18 protein-coding genes are annotated in these 15,011 nt (G+C 46.6%); all 18 read right to left on the bottom strand.

The window, feature by feature from the left end; all coding sequences use genetic code 11:
* Positions 1-55: 55 nt before the first annotated feature.
* The 18 genes from D9A03_RS03635 to rplR all read right to left on the bottom strand — a co-directional run bounded on the left by D9A03_RS03635 (position 56) and on the right by rplR (position 15,008).
* Positions 56-1,588, bottom strand: coding sequence for an acyl-CoA carboxylase subunit beta (locus D9A03_RS03635; RefSeq protein ID WP_120495872.1), 1,533 nt, complete (start codon positions 1,586-1,588; stop codon positions 56-58).
* Positions 1,589-1,703: 115 nt separating this feature from the next.
* Positions 1,704-2,417, bottom strand: coding sequence for an ATP12 family chaperone protein (locus D9A03_RS03630; protein WP_120495871.1), 714 nt, complete (start codon positions 2,415-2,417; stop codon positions 1,704-1,706).
* Positions 2,418-2,487: 70 nt separating this feature from the next.
* Positions 2,488-3,165, bottom strand: coding sequence for an HAD-IA family hydrolase (locus D9A03_RS03625; protein WP_120495870.1), 678 nt, complete (start codon positions 3,163-3,165; stop codon positions 2,488-2,490).
* A 44-nt stretch (positions 3,166-3,209) separates the two neighbouring features.
* The gene (locus tag D9A03_RS03620; protein ID WP_120495869.1) at positions 3,210-4,268 is read right to left on the bottom strand and encodes an RluA family pseudouridine synthase; all 1,059 of its coding nucleotides are present in this window, start codon (positions 4,266-4,268) and stop codon (positions 3,210-3,212) included.
* Positions 4,265-4,645: a fluoride efflux transporter CrcB gene (gene crcB, locus D9A03_RS03615; RefSeq protein ID WP_120495868.1), complete on the bottom strand. Its 381-nt coding sequence runs from the start codon at positions 4,643-4,645 to the stop codon at positions 4,265-4,267. The genes D9A03_RS03620 and crcB overlap by 4 nt, the downstream gene beginning before the upstream one ends.
* A 177-nt stretch (positions 4,646-4,822) precedes the next feature.
* The gene (locus D9A03_RS03610) at positions 4,823-5,500 is read right to left on the bottom strand and encodes a cysteine hydrolase family protein (protein WP_120495867.1); all 678 of its coding nucleotides are present in this window, start codon (positions 5,498-5,500) and stop codon (positions 4,823-4,825) included.
* A gap of 153 nt (positions 5,501-5,653) precedes the next feature.
* A complete protein-coding gene (locus D9A03_RS03605) occupies positions 5,654-6,946 on the bottom strand; it encodes a replication-associated recombination protein A (protein WP_120495866.1) in 1,293 nt (430 codons plus the stop codon).
* 53 nt (positions 6,947-6,999) lie between these two features.
* The gene (locus D9A03_RS03600) at positions 7,000-8,436 is read right to left on the bottom strand and encodes a DegQ family serine endoprotease (protein ID WP_254054966.1); all 1,437 of its coding nucleotides are present in this window, start codon (positions 8,434-8,436) and stop codon (positions 7,000-7,002) included.
* A 179-nt stretch (positions 8,437-8,615) separates the two neighbouring features.
* Positions 8,616-9,035 (bottom strand): 50S ribosomal protein L17, encoded by a 420-nt coding sequence (gene rplQ / locus D9A03_RS03595; protein ID WP_046510043.1) that lies wholly within the window; start codon positions 9,033-9,035, stop codon positions 8,616-8,618.
* Between the two features lie 128 nt (positions 9,036-9,163).
* Complete coding sequence (locus D9A03_RS03590; protein WP_120495865.1) at positions 9,164-10,180, bottom strand: DNA-directed RNA polymerase subunit alpha; 1,017 nt, start codon at positions 10,178-10,180, stop codon at positions 9,164-9,166.
* Positions 10,181-10,338: 158 nt separating this feature from the next.
* Positions 10,339-10,731, bottom strand: coding sequence for a 30S ribosomal protein S11 (rpsK, locus tag D9A03_RS03585; protein WP_047763782.1), 393 nt, complete (start codon positions 10,729-10,731; stop codon positions 10,339-10,341).
* 14 nt (positions 10,732-10,745) lie between these two features.
* On the bottom strand, positions 10,746-11,114 hold the full coding sequence (rpsM, locus tag D9A03_RS03580; RefSeq protein ID WP_120495864.1) for a 30S ribosomal protein S13: 369 nt from the start codon (positions 11,112-11,114) through the stop codon (positions 10,746-10,748).
* Between the two features lie 263 nt (positions 11,115-11,377).
* Entirely contained in the window at positions 11,378-11,950 is a 573-nt protein-coding gene (locus D9A03_RS03575) for an adenylate kinase (RefSeq protein WP_120495863.1), read from the bottom strand.
* Positions 11,947-13,272 (bottom strand): preprotein translocase subunit SecY, encoded by a 1,326-nt coding sequence (secY, locus tag D9A03_RS03570; protein ID WP_120495862.1) that lies wholly within the window; start codon positions 13,270-13,272, stop codon positions 11,947-11,949. Before secY ends, D9A03_RS03575 begins: the two co-directional genes overlap by 4 nt.
* An 87-nt stretch (positions 13,273-13,359) precedes the next feature.
* The gene (rplO, locus tag D9A03_RS03565; RefSeq protein ID WP_120495861.1) at positions 13,360-13,824 is read right to left on the bottom strand and encodes a 50S ribosomal protein L15; all 465 of its coding nucleotides are present in this window, start codon (positions 13,822-13,824) and stop codon (positions 13,360-13,362) included.
* Between the two features lie 47 nt (positions 13,825-13,871).
* Entirely contained in the window at positions 13,872-14,060 is a 189-nt protein-coding gene (gene rpmD / locus D9A03_RS03560) for a 50S ribosomal protein L30 (protein ID WP_046510036.1), read from the bottom strand.
* A gap of 5 nt (positions 14,061-14,065) precedes the next feature.
* On the bottom strand, positions 14,066-14,632 hold the full coding sequence (rpsE, locus tag D9A03_RS03555) for a 30S ribosomal protein S5 (protein WP_120495860.1): 567 nt from the start codon (positions 14,630-14,632) through the stop codon (positions 14,066-14,068).
* A gap of 13 nt (positions 14,633-14,645) precedes the next feature.
* A complete protein-coding gene (rplR, locus tag D9A03_RS03550; protein WP_120495859.1) occupies positions 14,646-15,008 on the bottom strand; it encodes a 50S ribosomal protein L18 in 363 nt (120 codons plus the stop codon).
* Between the last annotated feature and the right edge of the window lie 3 nt (positions 15,009-15,011).

Here is a 15,011-nt window from a genome sequence, read left to right as displayed (position 1 = left end):
GATAAAGTCGAGATCTGTTTTTCATTGGAAACAGCTCCATCATTTGCCCCATCATTTACAGCGGCAAATTGCTGTGTTTTTTCCAAGGATTCTGCTGCTGCTTGTTTTTAAGCATTCGCAGGGCTTTTGAAACGCGACGTCTTGTGCCGTGTGGCATAATCACATCGTCAATAAAACCACGAGAGGCGGCAACAAAGGGGTTCGCAAATTTTTCACGATACTCTTCTGTCCGCTCTTCGATTTTCTCTACATCACCAATATCCTGACGGAAGATAATCTCAACCGCGCCTTTCGGTCCCATCACAGCAATTTCAGAAGTCGGCCATGCATAGTTTAAATCACCTCGCAGATGCTTGGATGACATCACATCATAAGCGCCACCATAAGCTTTACGCGTAATAACCGTTACCTTTGGTACGGTTGCTTCAGCATAGGCATAAAGAAGCTTTGCGCCGTGCTTGATAATACCGTTGTATTCCTGTGACGTACCGGGCAAGAAACCGGGAACATCGACCAAGGTTACAAGCGGAATATTAAAACAATCACAGAAGCGAACAAAGCGCGCAGCCTTGATCGAAGATGCAATATCAAGACATCCAGCAAGAACCATGGGCTGGTTCGCAACAACACCGACGGTCTCACCGTCAACACGCGCCAAACCAACCAGAATATTTCCGGCATAGTCAGATTGAATTTCAAAGAATTCGCCATCATCAACAATTTTGCTAATCAGCTCCTGCATATCATAGGGCTTATTAGGGTTATCGGGAATCAATGTATCCAGCGAAGACTCATCACGATCAGCGGGATCTGCTGATGGCTTCGAAGGTGCTTTTTCTCTGTTGGAAGATGGCAGGAAGCTCATAAAACGGCGAAGCTCTAGCAAGGCTTCAACATCATTTTCAAATGCGAGATCTGCAACACCTGATTTACTGCTATGAGTGATTGCACCACCCAGCTCTTCTGCGGTGACTTCTTCATGGGTCACTGTTTTGACAACATCAGGTCCGGTCACGAACATATAAGAGCTGTCTTTCACCATAAAGATGAAATCAGTCAGAGCCGGAGAATAAACCGCACCACCCGCGCAAGGCCCCATAATCATGGAAATTTGGGGAATAACACCGGAAGCCATTGCATTGCGTTGGAAAATTTCCGCATAACCGGCAAGAGAATCAACCCCTTCCTGAATGCGGGCGCCGCCTGAATCATTAAGACCTATAACCGGGGCACCGACCTCCATGGCTTTATCCATGATTTTTATGATTTTTTGCGCATGGGAAGCGGAAAGAGATCCACCAAAAACAGTAAAGTCCTGGCTATAAACAAAAACCAGCCGTCCGTTGATTGTACCACTTCCAGTGACAACACCGTCACCAGGAACACTCTGTTGTTCCATACCAAAATCGATACAACGATGTTCTACAAACATGTCCCATTCTTCAAAGGAATCTTCGTCGAGTAACACGTCAATACGTTCACGCGCTGTAAGTTTACCCTTACCATGCTGCGCATCAACCCGACGGTCTCCTCCACCGCTTCTGGCAGCCTGTCGCTTTGCTTCCAGTTTTTGTATGATATCCTGCACGTGTTCCCCCACGTTGTTATGTCATCAATTCCGAGGCGCAGTTTTGCACTGCGATATTTAACAGGACGTCATTGATAGCACGTAGGGTCAAGCGATACTAGTACTCTGTAACTCGTCAGTCATGAATTAGACTTAAAAATTTCATTGCAGTGCGAAATTCAGTTAAAATATTTACATGGCGCTGTTCAGCTTCTTCATCGGCACCCCAGCGTTCGATCTGGAATTTCTCGTGTAAAAGCACAGCTTCCATAGCTTTTTCAACATCAATATGTTTTCTCAGTAATGCCAACCCAACGATTAAAGAACCGCCCGTTCTGACGATGGTTGATAAGGCTGCCAACTCCATATTGGGAAAACTGCACACAGCTTTTTTAAGTGCAGATACGGCGCTTTCTGGTTGATCCACACTTAGTAAACCACTGGTCGTTGCCAAAGGCGCATCAAAGGTCAATGCGGCCCAGTCCAGAAGTGGTTGCCATATTTCTTTCTGTAAGTCCTGAAGTTCCGACATGCTGTCATCCCAGTAGCACAATAAATCGTGCCCCGCATACTCACCGATACCTTCTTCAGCCTGCAGTCTTTCTTTTCCAACCCAATCAATCGCCGTACAGGCGAGTGTCATCATTGGCATTGATGCCGCATCGATTTCCTTTTCCTGAGCTTGCCATTCTGCGGCAACAGCTTCGGCCAACTGTAAAGTTGGAAATAACAACGGAAGCTGTTCTGGCGTTTTAACAACACGCCCATCAAGAAGAACAACAAAGCCATCATCCGCAGCTTCGGCTGTTGCCTGTTTATAAAATCGTTTCAAAGCAAGTGTAGAAGACATCAGTTCAGTCTATTCATTAGTTAAGATTAAACAGCTGGAGTTAGGGTTAAACAGCTGATTTTTACAATCTCTATCGTACCAGATTCGTAAATCGTTCGGGAAGTTCTTCGCAGGAATTAACAACTATATGAGCACCGGCCTCAAACAAGTCCTGAGTTTCATGATACCCCCAGGAAACGCCCACGGCAGAAACACCTGCTGCACGTGCCATCTCGACATCATATGTCGTATCACCAATCATTACGGTATCTTCCGGATCAACCCCATTTTCTGCCATTGCCTGATACAGAATTTCAGGATGCGGCTTACTTGGTCCATCATCAGCAGTTTTCAAAGTCACAAAATGATCATTGAAGCCATGATGATCGAGACTCTTTTTCAGGCCTCTCAAATTTTTACCTGTCGCAATAGCCAACAGTGTTTCAGGTTGATCCAAACGTTGCAACATTTCCCGAACACCAGCAAAAACAGGTTCTTCAAAACAAGGTTTTTGTCGAGCTTGAACAAATGCTTCCCGATAAGAGTCAGAAACCTTACAAGCCAGCTCCCAGTCATCATCCTTGGGAAGCATCTCGGCTACAGCATATTCCAATTTTAAACCAACGATCCGGCGAACATCTTCCAGGGTTGGCTCAGGAAGCCCGTTTACCATAAAAGCTTCAATCATGTTTTTATGAATATTGAACTGGCTATCAACAAGCGTGCCATCAAAATCAAAAATAATCAGTTTAAAAGGCTGCCTTGGCACCTACTACCTCACTTGAAATCAACTCAGGGTTAATGCGATAGGGATTAATATTCTTTGGATTTATAGAAATCCCTCAATTCACGTGGCGGACAATGAGCAAGATCTCCGGAATAACCTTCAAGCAGATCAACGGCGTCATCTCCGTGTCCCTGCTTAAACCCTAAAGCTTTCCATGCTTCAACCATATGAGGGGAAAGGCCTGCTTTTATCCGGAGTGTCGTTCCATCTTCGGGATGAGGAACAGCAATCTCCCGGGCATGTAACATCATATCTTTTGAAATTTTATTTCCAAGTGGATAAGCATCTTTTCCACCGTATTTACCATCCCCAAGGATTGGAGCTTCAAGTGCACCACAATGAGCACGAAGCTGGTGTGTACGCCCAGTCAAAGGCATCAAAGCAACCCACGCTGCTTTACGCCCTACCTTATCTATCATGCTATACAGTGTCAGAGATTCTTTTCCGGTATCATAATCGATCACCATCTTTTCGCCCTGTGCACCAGCCTGTTTTTCCAACGGCAGATATATCCAACCCTTCTTTTGTGGCGGTACAGCAGCAACGAGCGCCCAATAGACCTTCTTAGTTGTTTTACCTTTAAAAGCTTTGGTCAAAATACGGGCTGCATTTGCATTTCGGGCAAGTAACAGGACACCACTTGTATCTTTATCCAAACGGTGCACCAAACGCGGCTTTTCCTGCTTGTCATAACAAAGAGCCTCGAGCATGCCATCCAGATGCTTGCTTTGCCCTGTCCCTCCCTGTACAGGCAAGCCAGCGGGTTTATTCAACGCAATCACAGAATCATCTCTGTAAATCACCATATCCCTGACATATTGAATTTCTTCCGGGCTCATTGTTGGTTCATTTCTGCGAGGTCGATCTTCTGCAGAACGATCCGGAACCGGAGGTACTCGAATTTCCTGTCCTGGCTCTAATCGGGATGAGGCTTTTGCACGTTTGCCATCGACACGGATTTGGCCTTTACGCAACATTTTCTCGACCTGAATATAACTAAAAGCCGGGTAATGTTTTTTAAACCAGCGATCAAGACGTACGCCGCCATCATCTGTTCCGACTTTAACCATGGTAACGGCACTCATACGATAAAAGACCTCATTAGATAATATCCAGCAACAAAGGCTGCTATAGAGAGAAAAACAGATAAAAACAAGTACAAGGCAGCCAATCCAACAGCATCGCGCTGGAAAAGAACAACCACATCCATTGAAAAGGTAGAAAAAGTTGTAAATGCACCCAACAAGCCAACAGTCAGAAAAGCTCTTAATTCCTGGGATACAAGATCACCAACACCAATCAAGGGAACAAGTATGCCCATGGCAAACGAGCCAACAATATTCACGCTCAAAGTTCCAACGGGGATCATTGTTCCCACCATAGAACCCATCGTTATAATGACCAGATATCGCCCTATTGCCCCGATAGCACCACCAAGAGCAACCGCTGCCAGCATCTTCATTACATACCTGCCAGAATGATCAAACAAGAATGACCCAAGCCAGAATGATCTCCTCGGCAAGAATCTTTACAAAAGGCGCTTACGCTATCCAACAGCACCAATGTATTCTGTTCTAACTAACAAATATGCCGCAGCTTGGCAAAATAAGAGAAATGACTTTTCTATTCGCGTAACAGCCTAAGCTGCCTTTTCGCTTTCGCCATTTTCACGAGGGTCGCGCAACCAGGACAACAGTTCGTCTGTTTCCATCATATATACGCCCATACGACCGAGTTCGCGAAGACCTTGCTCAGTCGCATTACACAAAGCATCCGGCACAACAATAACCCGGAAATCACGTGCGCTTGCTTCGTAAACTGTTGCCCGTGTTGCCGTAGTGAATGAGAAACCACATAGAACCAGCGTGTTCACACCACGGGCTTTAAGTTCATCTTCCAACGGCGTATCGTGAAATGCGCCCCATCTCGGGCGATAGAAAATTGATTCGTCCGCCCCAATTTCCTGAAACTTGCCATCAAAAAGAAGATCGGGATTAATACGAACTTCTTTGCCTTCAGGCTGGATTTCATCAACCAGTTCCGCACCAAGGCTACCCGGCATAAAGATACGTAAGCCTTCTTCCACTGCTGTACGACGACAGAGGTCGACATTTGACCCGTCAGTTTTATAAAGACGGATCGAATGATAAACAGGGGCTAAGCGGTCACGAAAGCCTTGAACCAGTTTTTCCATTGCAGGAATGGCTCGGGAAAGGCCAGCTGCTCGAATAGGAGAACTTGGGAGGATATAATCCCGCTGCGCAGATAAGGAAATGAGTGCCACATGATCTTTTTGCGGACGAATATAATCTGGCATTGCTGGCTTTACCCTCTTGGAACGTGGTCCGTGTCTTTAAGCACGAGAACTTGTTTTAGGATTTCTGCTTACAAATAACACCAAAATGTCGCACCTTTGCAATCACCAGATATACATGGCAGGCACGCAGTTTTTGCATTCCTTGGTTAGTTCTCAGGTTTTCTGCCGCTCTTGGCGCAACTTGTCCCAATAGAGGAGGCGTTTTTTCACTTCCCGCTCAAAGCCTCTTTCCACGGGTTGGTAGAAATTATGGCGCGGCATATTATCCGGAAAGTAGTTTTGCCCGGAAAAACCATCCTGCGCATCATGGTCATAAGCGTAATTTTTCCCGTAACCAAGATCTTTCATCATTTTGGTCGGCGCATTTAGAATATGCATCGGCGGAGAAAGAGATCCGGTTTCCTTTGCAGATCGAACGCTGCTTTTATAAGCAGTATAAGCGGCATTGGATTTAGGGGCTGTACCTAAATAGATTACGGCTTGAGCCAGAGCCAACTCCCCCTCTGGCGATCCCAGACGCTCGAAAGATTGCCACGCATGCAGCGCTTGTGACATTGCATTGGGATCTGCCAACCCAATATCTTCGACAGCAAATCTTAAAAGTCTTCTTGCGATATAATTGGGGTCTTCACCGCCTGCTAACATCCTTGCCAGCCAATAAAGCGCGGCATCACAGTCAGAACCACGCAACGATTTATGCAAGGCTGATATTAAATTATAATGCCCTTCCTGCCCTTTATCATAAATCGGGGCACGCTTTTGAATAACAGTTGCCAGATCTGCGGTATCCAAAGCATCCCCCGGCGGCAAGGTAAATAGCTCTTCCGCCATATTCAGTAGATAGCGTCCGTCGCCATCAGCCATGGCAATAACCGATTGACGGGCTTCATCTGACAGGGGCAACTCAAACCCCATTTCCTGTTCAGCTCTCACCAAAAGATCATCCATCCCCTTTTCATCAAGACGTTTGAGGACCATGACTTGAGAACGGGATAAAAGCGCCGCATTCAATTCAAAAGAAGGATTTTCAGTTGTCGCACCAACCAAAACAATTGTGCCATCTTCCATATAGGGAAGAAAGCTGTCCTGTTGCGCCCTGTTAAAACGATGAATTTCGTCTATGAAAAGCAAGGTGCCCTGCCCCATTGCCTTTCTTTCACGTGCTTTCTCAAAGATCTTGCGCAAATCCGCAACACCGGAAAAAATGGCTGATAGAAGCTCGAAATGAAGATCTGTTACATTTGCCAACAGTCTTGCAATTGTGGTTTTTCCACACCCCGGCGTTCCCCATAAAATCATCGATGCCAGACGTTGTGCCCGAACCATGCGCCCGATGGGACCATTCTCACCAACAAGATGATCCTGACCGACGACCTGATCCAGTGCTTGCGGACGTAGACGATCGGCCAAAGGTCTTGCTGTTGGATCTTCGAATAAGTCGACCACTTAATATATCCCTTGTGGTATGATCTTCATTCCTAAAACATTCGTAATTAATACTAGCGCTTTAATTCGAGCGTTCGTTTCCGACCTTCTCTGCTGATAACCAACGTCCAGCTTTTTGTTTTTTTATTCAGAGCCTTTTCAACATCGGAAACTCTATTGATTTGAACACCATTTACATTAAGCAAAATATCCCGTGGCTGGAGACTTATTCTGTGTGCAGGGCTTCGCCGTGCAACACTTTTTACGATAACGCCTTCCCACAAGCTCCCCAGATGCAACTCTTCAGCTACAGCAGGAGAAAGGTTGGTAATAATTGAGCCAGCCAAGGGATTAGAGCCGCGAATTTCCTGTTCGTTTCTTTTTGGCGTCTCAGGAGCAGGGCTTGCCAGATAGGTAACAGTTTCAGCTTTACGCCCTCGCCATAGCTCTAATTCCGCCTTTTCTCCAACAGGGATTGTCGCAATACGAAACCGCAAGGATTCTACGTTGATCACTTCTTTCCCCGCAACAGACAAGATCACGTCACCGCCACGAATACCTGCCTTGTCAGCTGGTCCCCCCGGATAGACGTTACTCACGACAACACCACCGGGACGATTCAAGCCAAAACCCAAAGCCAGATCAGCATTCAAGTCCTGTCCGGTAATACCAGGCCAGGCACGAACCAACTCTCTCCCTTCTTCAGCAGAACGCACAACAGTACGCACCATATTGGCCGGGATGGCAAAACCTATACCAATCGATCCTCCATTCCTTGAAGAAGAAAAAATCGCCGTGTTAATGCCCAAAAGCTTACCATCCAATGTAACCAACGCCCCTCCGGAGTTCCCGGGGTTAATAGCTGCATCTGTCTGAATAAAGAACTGGAAGTCCGCAACACCAACCTGAGTTCTCGCTAATGCAGAAACAATTCCGCTGGTAACTGTCTGTCCAACACCAAAAGGATTACCGATGGCAAGAACAAGATCACCAACATCAATTGTGTCAGAATCCATTAACTCAAGAGTAGGCAATTTTTCGCCTTTGGTATCAATTTTCAAGATCGCCAGATCCGTATCTTTATCACTCAATACCAATTCAGCTGAAAATTCTCGGCGATCCGCGAGAACAACCTGAATTTCAGTCGCGGAATCGATGACATGATGATTGGTCACAATCAACCCATTTTCACGAACGATAACACCGGAACCCAAGGATTTCCCCATCCGCTTTCTTTCACGCCCCGGAAGATTGTTGCCAAAAAAACGTCTGAAGAAAGGATCATTGAAAAGGGATGGAACCGCTCGTTCCTTGACCAATGTTTTGGTGAAGATATTCACCACTGCAGGGGACGTCTGCTTCACAACCGGGGAAAAGCTCAGATTTATCTGTGCCTGATTTGTCGGGACTGTTTGCCCATAGGCAGAAGAAACAGACAGATTACTCTGAACCAAAAATAGCGCCATGACTGACAAGAAAATTGGCAATAAATTTGTGTGCAGAATACGCATCGGTATTTTGTTCCCTATGAAATTAAACAGTTCGCAGTTTGTTCCCTTGAGATCTAACACAGTTATCGCCGTGTAAAAATATCTCATTGTGAAAATCTTGACGCTTTGATCCACCGCAAAACAAAAGGCAGCCCATTGGACTGCCTTTTGATAATACTTCGATGTGAAGAAAAAGAGACTTACTCTTCGCCTTCATCCTCGTCACCAACTACAGGGCCAGAATCCTGGCCTTTGGCATCAACGTCACGATCAACGAATTCAATGAAAGCCATTGGCGCCATATCACCATGACGGAAGCCTGCTTTAAGAACGCGAGTGTAACCACCCTGACGGTCTTTGTAACGCTCGGCAAGTACGTCAAAAAGTTTAGCAGTAAGTTTTGTATCACGAAGAACAGCTAGAGCCTGACGACGAGCGTGCAGGTCACCGCGCTTACCAAGTGTAACCAATTTCTCAACGATTGGACGAAGGTCTTTGGCTTTTGGAAGCGTTGTTTTGATCTGTTCGTGTTTGATCAACGCATGCGCCATGTTTGCAAACATAGCCTTACGATGGCTGGAAGTACGATTAAGTTTACGACCACTCATTCCGTGACGCATATCTGTTCTCCAAATATCTAGTGTCTCGCGCACGAGACGGATTAAAATTCCTAACGCCGCCTGATTATAAAATCAGATGAAATCGTCAGGTTTCGGGATGCATTCCCCATTAGTAACTCAGAACCTTCTTAGAAAGGTTCGTCGAGACGCTTAGCCAACTCTTCGATGTTCTCAGGTGGCCATTCGGCAATTTCCATACCGAGGTGGAGGCCCATGCCAGAAAGAACTTCTTTGATCTCGTTAAGAGATTTACGACCGAAGTTAGGTGTACGCAGCATTTCAGCTTCGGTTTTCTGAACCAGATCACCGATGTAAACGATGTTATCGTTTTTGAGGCAGTTAGCTGAACGAACAGAAAGCTCAAGCTCATCAACCTTGCGAAGAAGGTTACGGTTGAACGGTGGTTCGCTTGGACGATCATCAACTTCTTCAACTTTTGGCTCATCGAAGTTAACGAAGAGAGAAAGTTGATCCTGAAGAATGCGTGATGCAACAGCAATCGCATCTTCTGGTGTAATAGAACCATCAGTTTCGATTTCAAGTGTCAGTTTGTCATAGTCAGTTACCTGACCAACACGTGTGTTGTCGACTTTGTAAGACACTTTACGAACTGGTGAGAAGATTGAATCAACCGGCACAAGACCGATTGGTGCATCTTCAACACGGTTCTGAGAAGCTGGAACATAGCCTTTACCAGTATCAACGGTAAGTTCCATGTCCAGATGAGCACCATCATCCAGAGTACAGATCACAAGATCCGGGTTCATCACTTCGATGTCACCAGTTGTTTCGATCTGACCGGCAGTAACAGAACCAGGACCTTCTGCGCGAAGACGCATGCGCTTTGGCTCTTCACCTTCCATACGCAGAGCGATGGTTTTGATGTTAAGAATAACGTCAGTAACGTCTTCACGAACACCAGGAATAGATGAGAACTCGTGCAGTACACCATCGATGTGGATAGATGTAACAGCAGCACCTTGCAAAGATGACAGAAGAACGCGACGCAGCGCGTTACCAAGTGTAAGACCAAAACCACGCTCTAGCGGCTCGGCAACAACTTTAGCAACACGGTTGCTGTCAATGCCTGGCTCAACAACGAGACTTTCAGGCTTAATCAAAGCATTCCAGTTAGTCTGAATCACAGTAAAACCTCTTTTGACGTGCAAGCTATCGATCACGAACGGGACGTAACAATGGTTCTTGCAGTGTCATGTATATGCCAAAAGCCGGAAACAAAATCCGGCTTTAGACGAGTTAGATAGAGGCAGGCTACCCGTTAAACAGCCTGCCCAAAATCCACTTATACGCGACGGCGTTTTGGTGGACGACATCCGTTGTGCGGAATTGGTGTTACATCACGAATACCAGTGATGGTGAAACCAACTGCCTGCAAAGCACGAAGAGCGGACTCACGTCCTGACCCGGGGCCCTTAACGTTAACTTCGAGAGTCTTCATTCCATGATCCTGAGCTTTTTTGCCTGCATCTTCTGCAGCAAGCTGCGCAGCATATGGAGTGGACTTACGAGAACCTTTAAAACCCAGACCACCAGCTGATGCCCAGGAAATAGCATTTCCCTGTACGTCAGTAATCGTGATGATCGTGTTGTTAAAAGTTGCACTGATGTGAGCGATACCAGAAGAAATATTCTTCCGCTCACGACGCTTAACGCGCCCCTGCTGAGCTTTAGCCATTTTCTACTGCCCTCTTATTTCTTCTTACCAGCGATAGCAACAGCAGGACCTTTACGCGTACGTGCGTTAGTCCGAGTACGCTGCCCGCGAACTGGAAGGCGTTTACGATGACGAAGGCCGCGCAGGCAACCTAGATCCATCAGACGTTTGATGTTCATAGCAACATCACGGCGAAGGTCACCTTCAACTGTGAAGTTGTTATCAATAGTTTCACGAATGCGAAGTACTTCATCTTCTGTCAATTCGTTAACACGGCGTTCAGCCGGAATGCCAACTTCTTCACAGATTTTCTTGGAAATCGCAGGACCAATACCATGGATATAGGTCAATGCGATCAGTACCCGCTTTTGCGTCGGGATGTTGACGCCAGCAATACGAGCCACTACGCTCTCCTCACAAACACAGATCGGGCTCCAACTATTTGGAAACCCTTGGTTAAATTAATCCGCGACATTCTCCAGAGGTGAAATGAGAGACGTCGTGTAGTTCTGTTTTCAGGCCGAAACCCGAAATTGTATTGGGTGGTAGATAAAGTCACCCGAAATACCTTTTGTTGAAAATCAGCAAAAAAGCTTAGATTCCCAACAAAAATGTCCATTCGGCGGCGGATTATATGCCAATCCGCCCGCCTGTCAATGGGTAAGTCTTACTTGAGGAAACTAGCGATCTGACTCGCCACTTCCTCAATAGATTGCATACCGTCCACTTTATGCAAATTGCCTTTCTTTTCATAGTAAGGCAGCACAGGGGCTGTTTGCTCGTGATAAACGGCAAGACGCTTTTTAAGCGTTTCTGCATTATCGTCCGCGCGACGTTCTGATTCAGGTGTTTCGCTTGCGCGCTGTTCGATACGGCTGAAAAGAATCTGTTCATCAACAACAATCTCGATCGTGCTGTCGAGCTTCAGACCTTTTTCTTGCAACATTGCATCTAGACCTTCGGCCTGAGCAACTGTCCGTGGGAAACCATCAAGAATGAAACCGTTCTTGCAATCAGCTTCATCAATACGGTCAGAGATAATCCCTATGATCAAATCATCAGCAACCAACTGACCGGCATCCATAACAGATTTGGCTTGTTTACCAAGCTCTGTCCCGGCAGCAACGGCTGCCCTTAGCATGTCCCCTGTTGAGAGCTGCACAATGTTGTGCTGTTCAACCAGAATTGCTGCCTGTGTGCCCTTACCCGCGCCCGGAGGGCCAAACAATACTATGTTCATCCACGCCTACCCTTTAATTTTGATTTTTTAATTAGGCCTTCATACTGATGAGCCACCAGATGAGAATGGATCTGTCCGACCGTATCCATTGTTACGGAAACGACAATCAAAAGACTTGTCCCGCCAAAATAGAATGGAACAGCATATTGAGAGATCAAAATCTCGGGTAGCAAACATACAGCCACAAGATATGCAGCCCCAGCAATTGTCAACCGATTGATGATATAGTCAAGATGTGCAGCTGTGTTTTTTCCGGGACGAATACCTGGAACAAACCCCCCGTTTTTCTTCAGATTGTCAGCCGTATCTTCTGTATTGAAGACAATCGTCTTATAGAAGAAGGCAAAGAAAGCGATCAGCGTACTGAAAAGAAGCATGTATCCTACAGTGCCACGACCAAGGTTTGCAGTTACCCATGTCAGCCACTCGGAACTACCGGCAGAGAACTGAGCTGCGGTAATTGGCATTAGTAGCAAAGAAGATGCAAAGATTGGCGGGATCACACCAGATACATTCAGCTTGATTGGCAGGTGAGAAGAATCGCCACCGAACATTTTATTACCAACCTGACGTTTTGGATACTGGACAATCACTTTACGATGCGCACGCTCAAAACAAACGATACCAGCAATAACAAGTGGAACCATCAAGATGATCAAAGCAACAAAGCCGTTGCTCTGACTTAGCTGGAACGTTTGTGCCAAAGCTGATGGCAGGCCTGCTACGATACCAGAGAAGATAATCAAAGAAATACCATTACCAATGCCGCGTTGTGTAATTTGTTCACCCAGCCACATCAGGAATATTGTACCGCCGGTCAGGGTAATCACTGTCGTTAGCTCAAAGAAAATCCCCGGATTAATAACAGCGGCCCCAAAATCCTGAGCACCCTGTAATCCACGGGCAATACCATAGGCCTGAACAGCGGCTAAAAACACTGTCCCGTAGCGTGTGTATTGATTGATTTTTTTACGACCGGCTTCCCCCTCTTTTTTGAGGGCTTCAATCTGTGGAGAGATCGCGGTCATCAACTGCATAATAATAGATGCAGAAATGTACGGCATAATATTCAAGGCGAAAATTGTCATTCGCTCAAGAGCACCGCCGGCAAAAATATTCATCATTCCAAGCACACCGCCCATCTGAGCATTAAAAGCTTGCTGGAATACCATAGGATCAATTCCGGGAAGGGGAATATAAGTTCCCAGACGATACACAATAAGCGCACCCAGAGTGAACCAGATACGCTTTTTCAAATCTGTGGCTTTAGAAAACGCACTAAGATTAATATTAGCGGCTAATTGTTCAGCAGCAGATGCCATATGCCTGTTCCCAGTAATGTAAAATTGACTAAAGAATACTAAAGGCAGAACCCCCATCAAAAGAAAGGGATTTCTGCCTTTACAAAATTACTTGCTCGCAGGAACGGTGACGGAACCACCTGATTTCTCTACGGCTGCAATAGCAGCGGCGGAAGCGCCAGCAACAGTGATTTCCACTTTTGCTTTCAATTCGCCGTTCGCCAACAGGCGAATGCCGTCACGAGCATTGGTAATGATACCAGAAGTAACAAGAACTTCTTGATTGATTGGCTTTTTAGCATCGATTTTCTTGGCGTCAATCGCTGCCTGAAGACGACCAATGTTCAAAGGAACATAGTTCTTCCGGAAGATGTTGTTAAATCCACGTTTCGGCAGACGACGATGCAATGGCATCTGGCCGCCTTCGAAGCCTTTAATGCTTACGCCGGAACGAGACTTTTGACCCTTGTGTCCGCCACCGGCATTCTTGCCGTAGCCGGAACCGGTACCACGACCGACGCGTTTGCGATCTTTCGTAGCACCCGGGTTATCGGAAAGCTGATTTAGCTTCATCGTAATGGTCCCAGTTTCTCCTTCTTGTCAAGAATAGTGAGAGGCCCTTAGGCCTCTACCACCTTAACAAGATGACTAACCTTGTTGATCATGCCACGTACGGAAGGAGTATCTTCCAGTGTACGGCGGCGGTTCATTTTATTGAGGCCCAGACCAACAAGTGTTGCGCGCTGATCTTTAGTCCGTCCGATTGGACTTCCTACCTGTACCACAGTAATCGTTTTTTTAGCTGCCATGGTATTTATCCTTGAGCTTCTGTGCCTGTAGCACGGTTGCCTAGAATATCAGAAACCTTCTTGCCGCGACGCTGAGCAACCATACGAGGACTACGCGAACGCGTCAGGCCGTCAATAGCAGCTTTAATCAGGTTATGCGGGTTCGAAGTACCTGTGGATTTAGAAACCACATCCTGAACACCAAGAGCTTCAAAAACGGCACGGAGAGGACCACCGGCAATAATACCGGTACCCACTGGCGCACTGCGCATTACAACATGGCCTGCACCGTAATGACCTTTGATGTCATGATGCAAAGTACGGCCCTCACGCAGAGGAACACGAACCATGTTCTGTTTTGCAGCTTCCGTAGCCTTACGAATTGCTTCAGGAACTTCACGGGCTTTACCAGTGCCATGACCTACGCGACCACGACCGTCACCAACGACGACAATAGCAGCGAAGCCAAAACGACGGCCACCTTTGACCACCTTGGCAACACGGTTAATACCAACCAGTTTTTCGATTAGTTCCGGTTCATCGCGGTTGCGATCGTCTCTACGACCGCGATTTTCTTTTTGAGAACGTGCCATAAAACTAGTCCCCTTAGAACTTTAAGCCAGCTTCACGAGCCGCGTCAGCCAAAGCTTTTACACGACCATGATAAATGTATCCACCACGGTCGAAAACGACGTCCGTGATACCGGCGGCGACGGCGCGCTCTGCAACGAGTTTTCCAACTTTAACGGCAGCATCTTTATCTGCACCAGTTTTCAAATCGCTTTTCAGAGCTCCGTCCAGGGTTGACGCAGCGGCAACAGTGACACCCTGCTTGTCATCAATCACTTGAGCATAGATATTTTTGCTCGAACGAAATACTGACAGGCGAGGACGACCATTACCCGTGCGCCGTAGCTGTGTACGAACGCGACTTTTGCGGCGATCGTGCAATGAATTAAGCTTACGCATGGG

It is taken from the genome of Kiloniella sp. EL199, from assembly GCF_900313065.1.
Classification (GTDB): Bacteria; Pseudomonadota; Alphaproteobacteria; order Kiloniellales; family Kiloniellaceae; genus Kiloniella.
The sequence above is the reverse complement of the archived record's forward strand: the minus strand, read 5'-3'. Positions and strand labels throughout refer to the sequence as shown.

What these genes read in the sequence shown, in the direction of transcription:
- D9A03_RS03630 (WP_120495871.1), bottom strand. Translation starts at nt 2,417, where the DNA reads ATGTCTTCTACACTTGCTTTGAAACGATTTTATAAACAGGCAACAGCC.
- D9A03_RS03620 (WP_120495869.1), bottom strand. Translation starts at nt 4,268, where the DNA reads ATGAGTGCCGTTACCATGGTTAAAGTCGGAACAGATGATGGCGGCGTA.
- crcB (WP_120495868.1), bottom strand. Translation starts at nt 4,645, where the DNA reads ATGAAGATGCTGGCAGCGGTTGCTCTTGGTGGTGCTATCGGGGCAATA.
- D9A03_RS03610 (WP_120495867.1), bottom strand. Translation starts at nt 5,500, where the DNA reads ATGCCAGATTATATTCGTCCGCAAAAAGATCATGTGGCACTCATTTCC.
- D9A03_RS03600 (WP_254054966.1), bottom strand. Translation starts at nt 8,436, where the DNA reads ATGCGTATTCTGCACACAAATTTATTGCCAATTTTCTTGTCAGTCATG.
- rplQ (WP_046510043.1), bottom strand. Translation starts at nt 9,035, where the DNA reads ATGCGTCACGGAATGAGTGGTCGTAAACTTAATCGTACTTCCAGCCAT.
- rpsK (WP_047763782.1), bottom strand. Translation starts at nt 10,731, where the DNA reads ATGGCTAAAGCTCAGCAGGGGCGCGTTAAGCGTCGTGAGCGGAAGAAT.
- D9A03_RS03575 (WP_120495863.1), bottom strand. Translation starts at nt 11,950, where the DNA reads ATGAACATAGTATTGTTTGGCCCTCCGGGCGCGGGTAAGGGCACACAG.
- secY (WP_120495862.1), bottom strand. Translation starts at nt 13,272, where the DNA reads ATGGCATCTGCTGCTGAACAATTAGCCGCTAATATTAATCTTAGTGCG.
- rplO (WP_120495861.1), bottom strand. Translation starts at nt 13,824, where the DNA reads ATGAAGCTAAATCAGCTTTCCGATAACCCGGGTGCTACGAAAGATCGC.
- rpmD (WP_046510036.1), bottom strand. Translation starts at nt 14,060, where the DNA reads ATGGCAGCTAAAAAAACGATTACTGTGGTACAGGTAGGAAGTCCAATC.
- rpsE (WP_120495860.1), bottom strand. Translation starts at nt 14,632, where the DNA reads ATGGCACGTTCTCAAAAAGAAAATCGCGGTCGTAGAGACGATCGCAAC.
- rplR (WP_120495859.1), bottom strand. Translation starts at nt 15,008, where the DNA reads ATGCGTAAGCTTAATTCATTGCACGATCGCCGCAAAAGTCGCGTTCGT.